The 9,792-nt window shown below is 54.3% G+C and carries 8 protein-coding genes; 2 read left to right on the plus strand and 6 right to left on the minus strand.

Annotated features, from left to right (window positions below; all coding sequences use genetic code 11):
- Positions 1-160: 160 nt before the first annotated feature.
- A complete protein-coding gene (locus AB8B76_RS10410; protein ID WP_405272279.1) occupies positions 161-1,657 on the plus strand; it encodes a GumC family protein in 1,497 nt (498 codons plus the stop codon).
- On the opposite strand, the gene AB8B76_RS10415 is transcribed toward AB8B76_RS10410, so the two are convergent.
- The 4 genes from AB8B76_RS10415 to AB8B76_RS10430 all read right to left on the minus strand — a co-directional run bounded on the left by AB8B76_RS10415 (position 1,654) and on the right by AB8B76_RS10430 (position 7,059).
- Positions 1,654-2,529 carry an alpha/beta fold hydrolase gene (locus AB8B76_RS10415; RefSeq protein WP_405272280.1) on the minus strand — a complete coding sequence of 292 codons (876 nt, stop codon included), beginning with the start codon at positions 2,527-2,529 and terminating at the stop codon, positions 1,654-1,656. The genes AB8B76_RS10410 and AB8B76_RS10415 overlap by 4 nt on opposite strands.
- Before the next feature lie 46 nt (positions 2,530-2,575).
- The gene (locus tag AB8B76_RS10420) at positions 2,576-3,100 is read right to left on the minus strand and encodes a DsrE family protein (protein WP_405272282.1); all 525 of its coding nucleotides are present in this window, start codon (positions 3,098-3,100) and stop codon (positions 2,576-2,578) included.
- Between the two features lie 89 nt (positions 3,101-3,189).
- The gene (locus AB8B76_RS10425; protein ID WP_405272283.1) at positions 3,190-5,259 is read right to left on the minus strand and encodes a TonB-dependent receptor plug domain-containing protein; all 2,070 of its coding nucleotides are present in this window, start codon (positions 5,257-5,259) and stop codon (positions 3,190-3,192) included.
- Positions 5,260-5,301: 42 nt separating this feature from the next.
- Positions 5,302-7,059, minus strand: coding sequence for a hypothetical protein (locus AB8B76_RS10430; protein ID WP_405272285.1), 1,758 nt, complete (start codon positions 7,057-7,059; stop codon positions 5,302-5,304).
- 57 nt (positions 7,060-7,116) lie between these two features.
- Between AB8B76_RS10430 and AB8B76_RS10435 the strand changes: the two genes are divergently transcribed.
- A complete protein-coding gene (locus AB8B76_RS10435; protein WP_405272286.1) occupies positions 7,117-7,809 on the plus strand; it encodes a nitroreductase in 693 nt (230 codons plus the stop codon).
- 61 nt (positions 7,810-7,870) lie between these two features.
- On the opposite strand, the gene AB8B76_RS10440 is transcribed toward AB8B76_RS10435, so the two are convergent.
- Together AB8B76_RS10440 and AB8B76_RS10445 are read right to left on the minus strand one after the other, a co-directional pair.
- A complete protein-coding gene (locus AB8B76_RS10440; RefSeq protein ID WP_405272287.1) occupies positions 7,871-8,527 on the minus strand; it encodes a DUF4097 family beta strand repeat-containing protein in 657 nt (218 codons plus the stop codon).
- 110 nt (positions 8,528-8,637) lie between these two features.
- Positions 8,638-9,792, minus strand: a 1,155-nt coding sequence (locus AB8B76_RS10445; RefSeq protein ID WP_405272289.1) for a Zn-dependent hydrolase, incomplete at its 5' end; no start/stop codon positions are given.

Consider the following 9,792-nt stretch of genomic DNA (forward strand, 5'->3'; position numbering starts at 1 on the left):
AATTGCATAGGAATCATCGCTATCCAAGCAGTAAAGGGATCTGAGCCAGTGAAGAAAAAGTTCGATTAATGCAAGTATAAAGCTATCGCGCTATTCGCACAGGGGTGGCATGGCCTACACTGTCGTTCGTGGAAATTCGTGAACTCTCGTGAAACCTACTATGGCTTTTAGTGCTAATACCGCAAAACCCAGTTTAGACCTGCAGGACGAGGACAATGCTTACGGTCGCAGCCGCCGGCGTGTGTTCATACTCTGTGCGGCAGCGGTCCTGATTATTGGCGTGATTTACACCGCAGTGCAGCCTGCTGTCTACCAAAGCAGCGCCACAGTGCTTATGAGTGCGCCTACCGCCATTGATCAACAAATGCTGGATGCAGATATTCAGGGAGTCGCCATACAGCGTCGCACGCTTACAGGCAGCGAAATCACTCGCGATTTATCCGTACGTCTCGAGGAGGATTTTTCCGCACGGGTGAACCCCCTAGAGCTGCGCCGTATTCTAGATGTTATCGCGGTACCCGAGACTAACCTTTTAGAGCTAAGAGCGCGCAGCTCAGAGCCTGAGCTACTACCACCGCTTGTGGAGACATGGATCGAGGTTTACACGAGCGTCCGTGCCAGAGATATAGAAAGCCGCAAATCGCAGACTCTCACCGAGGTACAGACCGAGCTTGATGGTCTGGCGCTCAAGCTGACGTCGGCGCGCGAGGCATTGGAGGAGTATCGGGCGAGCAACGATATTATCTCTATGGAGCGCCAAGAGAACGCGGTCTTAGCTCAGCTGGATGGGTTGAACACGGCGCTAAACAACGCGGTGGAAGAAGAAGTCCGCACCAAGTCGTATCTGGACACCCTGCAGACGTCCCTCGCAGCGGGAGAACAGGTCGTTCCCCAAAGCGACCGCAGCGATGTGGCCGCCATGGCACAGCAACTGGCAGAACTACGCTCTCGTCTCGGAGAGCTTCGCGCCCGCTACACCGATGACTACATTCGCAAGGATCCTCGACTTCGTGAGATTCCGGAACAAGTCGAGCAACTTGAAAGCGAACTTGCTGAAGCTTATGCGCTTGGCACCAAGGCAGAGCTCAACAATGCGGAGCGGGACTACGCAGCCGCGCGAGAGTCTGTGGCGAATCTCAAGAACCGACTCCAGGATCACCGGCAAGCCGTAGCGGACTTCAATACCATTTATGCAAAGCATCAGGCTCTGGTTGAGGATTTAGCGCGCTTAGAGGAACTCAATCGTGAGACTCAAGCCAGACAGGTACAGATTGAGGTACGTCAGGTTGATAAATACCCGCAGGTATCGGTGATCGATTGGCCCTCTCCGGATGCTTTACGTATCGGCCCTCCCTATCTGATGCTGCTTGGAGGAACAATCCTGGCGGCACTCGGCGTTGGTATCTTTGGTGCCTGGCTATACAGCTATCTTCACCCCCGAAGCGCAAGCCCTGCCTACGTCACTTTGTCCGGAGTGCACATGTACCCTCAGGATGGCGCACAGGCACTAGAACAGATACCCGGTGAAACAGCCCGCTTAGGCGAAGCCGCAACAGCGCGCCTGGCGCACAGAGATAACGAAGAGCCCGATCATGGCGAGCCCGTTGAGGACGACCCGGAAGAAAACCCCGACGAAAGCCCTGAGGACAAATCCTAAAGCCCCGTCAGGAACGACTCGTAAGCTGAGGCCACATCGTCCGGTGCCTCTACCTGAGGGTAGTGGCCTACGGTAGGAAGATGGTGAATAAAGTGTTCACCTTCCACCACCTCTTGAAAACGCTCGACCATATGGCTGCCTGAAACTGGATCCAGATTGCCGTTGATTAAGCCGATGGGGCAGGTAGCCTGTGACAGCGCTCCGACCCAACGCTCGCGATGTTCGAGGCGATCACTCATGTAATGTATCAGTCGGTGGACATTGCGCCGCCCACCGTCTCGATCAAAAAGCTCAAAAAATGTATCCAGCTCTTCCTGACTCGCCTTGGTTTCACCAAAAATATGGTCGAAGGACTTGTTCAAACTCTTTGCCGTCAAGGCATGTCGGAAGATAAAACCTACAGGACTTTTAAGAAGCTTTTGTGCGAGTACCGCGCGATGGGTTTCGGGAAACAAGCCACCGTTTAAAAACATACAGGACTGCCACTTTCCCACACCAAGTTCTTCGTTCTGTCGCGCCAGCATCTCCTGCGCAACAGTATCGCCGTAGTCGTGGGCTAGTACATGAAACTGTTCCAAGCCCAAGCTATCGGCGAGTGCTTCGCAAAGATCGGCCTGCTCCATGATTCGATAATCGTGCGGCGAGGGCTTGGCGCTGAACCCAAAGCCAAGCAGATCTATCGCTATCAGACGATAGTTACGGTTCAGTTGTTGCCACACCTTCCACCAATCCCAACTGGATGTGGGAAACCCGTGAATCAGCAGAATTGTGCCGCGGGGTTCTGACCTGGCCGCCTCATCGACGTAAAAGATTCTGTGCCCCAACAACTCCAGCTGCTGCCCACGCGCTAACCATTCATCTGCCGAGATCATTGCCTACTCTCCTCATATCGATCATTGGGCAACACTTTGTGACGACCTAGGGCCGTAAAGAGTACCCCTGCTGCTGCAGTAGAACATGGGTTGTAGTTGCCGAATGCGTCATCTCAACACCCGGCAACAAGTCCTTCGCAGCAACATTGCGCATCACCGCATTTTGCCCGCAATAAAGAACCTGTACGTTGTATTCCTGCAAAATCTCCAACAGCTCTGCATTCGGGTTCACACCCCCATAGGCAGCGTTGTTGAGCAAATCCCGATGCGCATCCCCATGAACCACCAGCGCGATGTCGACGTTCTCTGGAGAAATACCGTTAGCATGCTGCAGATTCAAGAATCCGGCAGCAATTTTGAAAATGCTGTTTACCTCGCCCGTAACACCGCCATCCACAACATCCATCGCCACCTTGAATCGAGTATCCGCCGGCAAAGGTTTTGCTGCGGGCACATCTGCGAATCGACCGTAGCCCTTAATCAAACCGTCACTATGAAAATCTTCAGGACCTGCGATAGCACCCTGGGAAACAACCAATGCCGTAGAAATCACTGCTAACCATTTTGTCATTGCTATCACCTTCTTCACCTTATGACGGAGTCTTTACGTACCTGAGAACAGGTCGCGACTATCGTTGTGGAAAACACCCTGATCGGATTCTAAAAATCGCCGCTCACCTGCAGAGAAATTATGCGTGCCTGGCTCTGCTCACGAACCTCTCGAAATGCCAGGGGAGAGGTACTGCGATCTCCTGCGAATACTCTCCGGTCTCGATCCTCACCATCGCGAAACACGTCTTCGACCGAGAGCCGTATGCGCAGCCCGGCAATCGCGCGAGTCTCTACAAACACATCCATATCTGCCCGCTGCCCCTGAATGTCCACCTCGTCGAGTCCGTACAACGGAAAGCTATCCCGAGAGAACATCAACACGCCCCAAGCTAAGCGCTGGGCCACCAGATCCTGACGGATAGAGATTCTCCCCGTCCACTGTCGCTCATCGGAAAGCGCGCGTATGGCACCGGTGAGCGGATCATCGACTCGCGACGTTTGCCATTCAGCTGCCGCGTCTATTCGCCCATTCTTGAGGCCTATGGCATCCAGGGGTAGCGTTAACTCTCCAGAAATTCCAGCTCGGGTAGCAGAGCCAATGTTGCCCGGCACTTCCAAGCGCCCTGACAAAGGTAGTAGGTCGTTTACATCATCGATCCAGTCATGAAAAAGCGTAACCGTGCCGATACCAAAATCATCACCGCGTATCTCGTAGGTTAGATCCATAGTCATGGTGGTCTCAGGAGACAGATTGGGGTTACCCAATGCAAGCTCTGCGTCCCCAAGATCCGCACCGCTAACAAAGTCCTCAAAGTCCAGCTGGCCGACCTCGCGCAGGGCTCTTACCCGCCACTGAGAATCGTCATCAGGGGAGTAGCTTAGGTTTAGGCTGGGTTTCCAGAAGAAAAACGAGCGGTCCTCAGTAAAGCCGCCGACCTGAGTGATGGTTGAAGTTTCTGCGCTCAAACTCGCATCAATGGAGAGCGCGCCCCACTGAAAAGAGTCTGACAATAAAAGATCAAAACGCTCTTCTTCGACGGTCGTGTTCGCGCCGGGTACCGGTTGGGGCGTCAGCTGCCCGTCCTGTAAAGCACTAAATCCGAAATCGCTCTCCAGGCTGTTATTCGAGGCTTCGAAGTTGATTTCGATGGCATGCCCTTCGAAGCCGACATAGTCGAGCTCCACACGCCCGATGAGTTCCTCACCAAGGCTCTTGGCCCGAGTAGTCACTTCAGTAATCCCTGACTCGTCGAGGGGTCCCCGAACCAGAGAGCCGGAACGAGTAATGTCTTCGTCTCGAAAAAGAGCGATGACTTTACCGCGCCAATCGGCAGCGAGGGCGCGTTCTATGTCAAAGCCAAACTCATCTCGGATAAAACGATCGCTGTCCCCCTGAAACAACAAAAAGGGCGCGCGCTCGTCTGTAGGATAACGACGGGAACTCTCTCCGCCCTCAGAAATGAAGTAGCTCTTTGCAAGATTTACCGAAAACTGGGTCTCACCCCGACGGGTGCTCGCATTTACCGTGGCACTGTAGTCTTTGCCGTCCTCGTCCGAGAGCTCAAAGCGTTGCTCAATCGGGAGCGTATCTGGCCCCAAGACTCGCTCCCTTCGAGCGACGAGGCTCTGAAATTCACGACCCTTGAGTCCCACGGTTACCTGACTCTCCCCGAGCCCTGTGCTGTAACTCAACTCACCAAAGGGATAGACGTTGTCGTCAGGTTGATAGGTTCGCGCTCCTGCGCTCCACGCGCCAGATGCCGAATCACCGCTACGGATGATGTTGGCAATCACGTTCTGTCCGCGGAGGTCGAAGCCTGCAACCTGACCGCGAATCACATCGATTCTTTCAATATCTGTAGCGGGAATACGCCCCAGAATATCCGAGGGCGTTTCGCTTTTGGCAGACACCCGTGCGCCGTTAATTACGATATTACCCGCTGCTCCACCGAAACCGCGGGTGTCGTTATCGCCGTCATCAAGTGCAAATCCGGGTAAGTTGTTCACCATGTCCAGCGCGGTTACCGGCGCATAGCGGGTGAAAAACTCAGCGGGGTAGCTGAGGGTACAAGCACCCTCCTCGCAGCTTTGCTCCGGCTGGGCACTAAGAGGAAATGAAAAGCCTAGGTACAACGAAAGCGCGGCGCCCATTAGCACCGCGCGAAAAGAAAGTTCCATGTGAAGGGTCTTAAGACCTGGTTGATGTCGTCAGTGGGTAGTTTAATACCTCCAGCTGCTGACATCAGCCCCTTCGGGCGCACTTTCCTCTATACGCTTGAGTATTTTTGGCACATACATCCAGTTGTAGCGCAGACGGGAGAGGTGGTTGCCGTTCTCCTGGTCACCATTCCAACAGTGTTCTGCGCGGTCGCCGTAATCGACTTCACCGGCGTAGTAGGGCTCGGTAGTGTTCTCCAGAAACTCTTCGACTAAGTACACGGCGTTATTGAGGTAGTAGTTATCCATATCGCCCGTGTAGATATGTAGTTTGCCTTCAAGCTTGGGACCGAGGGTTGCCCAGTCTCTTTGCAGGATGTAGCTCAGGTCAAAATTCTCTTTCCAGTAGGCGGCGATCTCGGGATCAATCTCCCCGGTCTGCGGATCCCACAGATCAGCAGGGTAACCATCCTCAGCCATGGGCGAGAAAGTTGCTTCCCAGATGTCGAACTGTTGCCCTGAACGATTGCGGTCACCTAACACGCGCTCCAGATCGTTTTGATCCTTAATGCTCGACGACACATTGCCGAGATAGTCCCGCCTGCCAGGACGGGTGATGCTCTGAAAATCACTGGGATAGAAGTAAGCATTCTCATCTTCATAAATGTTCATGGTGAGATAAGCGCGAAAATCAATGGGGTCCGGGCAAGCAACAAAGGCCCCGTTAAATTCATCGGGATAGAACATTTGCGTCGCCATCGCCTCCCAACCGCCGGTGGAGCCACCGTAGGTAAAGCGCGCCCAACCTTCACCAAGGCCCCGGAACTGCTCCTCAATGAACGGAATAAGTTCATAGTTAATCGCATCACCATACGGGCCCTGACTTTCTGAGTTCACCGCATAGGAATCATCGTAATAGGGCGTGGGGTGCTGAATCTCGATGGCCAAAAATCGCGGAAAGTCATCCGCAATCCAGCGCAGATAATTATTGTGCGCCTCCTGCTGCTGGATGATGTTGTAGCCATCCATGGAAAACCGCTCGCTGTAAACAGGTTCTAGGTCAGGCTCAGGGGGCTCCGGACGGAAAGCTCCAAAGTCACTGGGGAAGTGCCCATGAAAAACCATAAGCGGGTAGCGGGCTTCGGGATGTGTGTCAAAGTCTTTAGGAAGGAGTACGTGCGCACCCAGATAGACATCCTCGCCCCAGAACTCAGACAGCAACTCGCTCTTCATGCGCACATGCTTGATGAACTCGGTATCCTCGGCAGGCTCGATTTCCGCAATCTGCTGGTCAAGAAGAATCTCGTACCGACCGTCTGCTGTGATATCCATAGCCACGGGCTCTGAGTAATAGTTCCCGGGTTTGCGGTTCCATTGCTGTCCCTCGCCTTGATCCGGAGAAAGGCTCACCGTTTTACCATTGCTTAAAGTGAAGTCTTTGTAGCGGTTGAGTAGCGCCTGTACGTAGTAGCGACCAGGAGGCAGGTCTGCAAGTGTATTAATAGGGAATCCAATGTGCGCCGCGTCTATCAGCATCTCAGCTCCCGCAGCCCAGTCGGCAACATTACGGCCATAGATCAGTTGGGTATCCAGCGAGTTGTCTACAAGAAAACGGGGTTCGTCACGATCAGTATTGGATAACAAGAGTAGTAAGCGGCCATCCTGTGGCGCTGTGCCTAAAGACTCGTCAAAGCGAATGGTAAAAGACGGTCCCGCGGCGGTATCTGTCGCCAGTGCAGCGGTGGGCGCTGGGGCTTCATTGCACGCCGCTAATACGGTCACCAGCGCAAGAGACGCTAAGGCTTTAAACGTGGATTTCATGTATCTTCACCTTCGAAATTTTAAACGCGCATGACAATAGCACAGGGAGCCAAACCTTTGAGTACAGAGAGTATTAGGGATTTTGATGACGTTATTTTGGGTCGCCGCAGCATTCGAGGCTTTAAGCCCGACCCCGTGCCAAAGTCCGTGGTCGAGGACATCGTCTCGCTAGCGATACGTGCCCCATCATCCTATAACTCTCAACCGTGGCACATTCACATTGCGACCGGCGAGGCACTGGACGCTATTCGTCGCGACAGTACAGAACGCACCGCATCCGGCACACCACCCTCCTTTGAACGCATGGAGTCCGGCGTCTATGAAGGTGATCATCGACAGCGCCAGATTGAAGTCGCAGTACAGCTGTTCGAGGCCATGGGAATCGTTCGTGATGATAAAGCCGGGCGCGACGCTTGGACAATGCGCGGATTTAGGATCTTCGATGCGCCACTGCTCATGGTCGTGACTTACGACAAACGCCTACAGGGAGGCGATATCGCGCCCTTCGATTGCGGGGCTCTGAGCAACATGCTGGTAAATGCCGCGTGGTCGCGAGGCATTGGATCGGTCATCAATAGCCAGGGTGTGATGCACTCACCGGTCATCCGTGAGCACTTAAATGTCCCTGAAGATCAGGTCATCTTAATCAGCATCGCGATGGGTTATCCCGATGAGGATTTTCCAGCGAACGCCGTGATCTCTAAGCGGCGCGCAGTAAGCGAGGTTGCGCGTTTTATAGGTTTTGACTGAGTACGCAGACCGGAAAGCTCCGGTCATCGCTCTTTGATTATTGGCTTTTGGTTATTGGCTATCAGTCCGACGTCAAACGAACATTGAGATCACCAGCCTGCAACTTGCCCCGCAACTGGCAGCTTCCGGTGCCTTCTTCCCAGAGAACCTCGGAGCCCACGAGCAGCTTGCGCTCATCAAACACCTCGCCGTCGGGAATGCGCAGGCTGGAGTCTCCGATGTTCGCATCCAGTTTGACGCTGGCAACGCTCGATGCGGGAGCACTGATGCTTACATCGCCAGCCCCTGCTTTAACGTTCAGGCAGCCGTTTGCGGCATCGATCTTAAGGTCCCCAGCGTCCATTTCAATGTCGAGTTGCTCAACGGCAGGGACTTGAATACGGAAACGCAAGTCAGCGTGGCGCGTGGTGTAAGCAGAAGAAGGTTTGAAAGACAGCGTAGATGTTGTGCCTTGCAGAGCGTGAACGATGCCCGCCTCGGCGGCTTTCTCTCGACAGGTATCGCTCTCTGAGTTGCAGAAAAATCGCGCGGTGGCGTGTAGCTCATCATCCATTGACGGTTCAATCGTAAAGTCACCGGCAGGTAAAAGCAGCACCAACTCGCTGCCAACCTTCGTATCCAGACTTGCGACGGGAGTGATCTCAACATCACGGACGCCGCTGGACACACAAGCCGTCAACGGCAGAAGGATGATGGGGGTCAGTAGCAGACGTCGCATGTTAACTGTGCCTTCCGATCAAAATGCAGAGTCTACCGCAGCGCGCCGGATTGCTGGCACATCTGGACGCTACAGACGCTCACTTCATCGCGTAGTTAGCGTAGACCGTTTTACTGAGCATCCAACGCAAGCACGGTGTGAAACAACACACTAGCGCCGTTCGCCATATCTTCGGGTGACGTGTACTCGTAGGGCGAATGGCTAATGCCCCCTTTGCTGGGCACAAAAATCATACCCGTAGGGGTTATTTTGGCCAGATCCTGAGCGTCATGTCCGGCACCGGAGGGCATCCGCTGATAGCTGTAACCCAGGGCCTCTGTAGACTCCGCTATCAAATCCCGGATCCGTATATCTGTGAGGGCTGGGGGCGAGGCCACATCGCGCTCCTCGAAACTGACCGAAACGTCGGAGGCTTTCGCAATGTCTTGCGCCTGCGCTTCTATAAGCTCAAATACCTGCTGCATTTTTTCGGCGTCGAGGTCTCGGATTTCGAGGCTCATGGCGACTTTGCCTGGAACCACATTAGGCGCACCAGGGAAGGCTTGAATACGGCCCACGGTCGCGACCTGTCGGCCCTCAAGTTCCGTCGCGATGCTGTTGGTCGCGATCACCATCTTGGACGCGGCAACTAAGGCATCGTTACGCTGACGCATGGGCGTTGTACCACCATGGTTGGCAACACCGTCAATCGTGACATCCCACTGACGAATACCCACGATACCCTGCACAACGCCAATCTGAAGCTCCTTTTGCTCCAGAATGCCGCCCTGCTCGATATGCAGCTCAAGAAATGCGGTGAGTGATTCAGAGCTTCGGGCGGCCTCGGCAATACGGGCGGCATCACCACCCACGCGGGACATCCCGTCCCGGATCGTGAAACCACTGCTGGAAACGACATCCATGGCCTCTTCGGTTAGCTTGCCAATCATGGCGCGACTCCCAACCAGGCCGCCCTCCTCGTCGGTAAAGCTAACGACCTCCAGAGGGTGCTTTGTAGTAATACCCCCCTCGTTAAGAAGCTCCAAAACCTCTAGCGCTCCCACAACGCCCACCTGTCCGTCGTAGTTTCCGCCACCGGGCACCGAGTCTATGTGCGAACCAAACAGAATTGGCGCAAGGTCGTTATTCATACCCGCACGACGGCCTATGATATTGCCCGCTATGTCTGTGCGGACCGTCAGGCCCAGGGACTCCATTTGGTCTTTTAGCCAGGCGCGGCCCTCTAAGTCAGCATCACTAAAGGCCACGCGACTCACGCCGCCCTC

The organism is Congregibacter sp. (genome assembly GCF_045107095.1).
Lineage (GTDB): Bacteria > Pseudomonadota > Gammaproteobacteria > Pseudomonadales > Halieaceae > Congregibacter.

Bases quoted from the DNA above. Each gene is read 5' to 3' on its own strand.
- AB8B76_RS10420 (WP_405272282.1), bottom strand. From the start codon at position 3,100: ATGACAAAATGGTTAGCAGTGATTTCTACGGCATTGGTTGTTTCCCAG.
- AB8B76_RS10425 (WP_405272283.1), bottom strand. From the start codon at position 5,259: ATGGAACTTTCTTTTCGCGCGGTGCTAATGGGCGCCGCGCTTTCGTTG.
- AB8B76_RS10410 (WP_405272279.1), top strand. From the start codon at position 161: ATGGCTTTTAGTGCTAATACCGCAAAACCCAGTTTAGACCTGCAGGAC.
- AB8B76_RS10430 (WP_405272285.1), bottom strand. From the start codon at position 7,059: ATGAAATCCACGTTTAAAGCCTTAGCGTCTCTTGCGCTGGTGACCGTA.
- AB8B76_RS10440 (WP_405272287.1), bottom strand. From the start codon at position 8,527: ATGCGACGTCTGCTACTGACCCCCATCATCCTTCTGCCGTTGACGGCT.
- AB8B76_RS10415 (WP_405272280.1), bottom strand. From the start codon at position 2,529: ATGATCTCGGCAGATGAATGGTTAGCGCGTGGGCAGCAGCTGGAGTTG.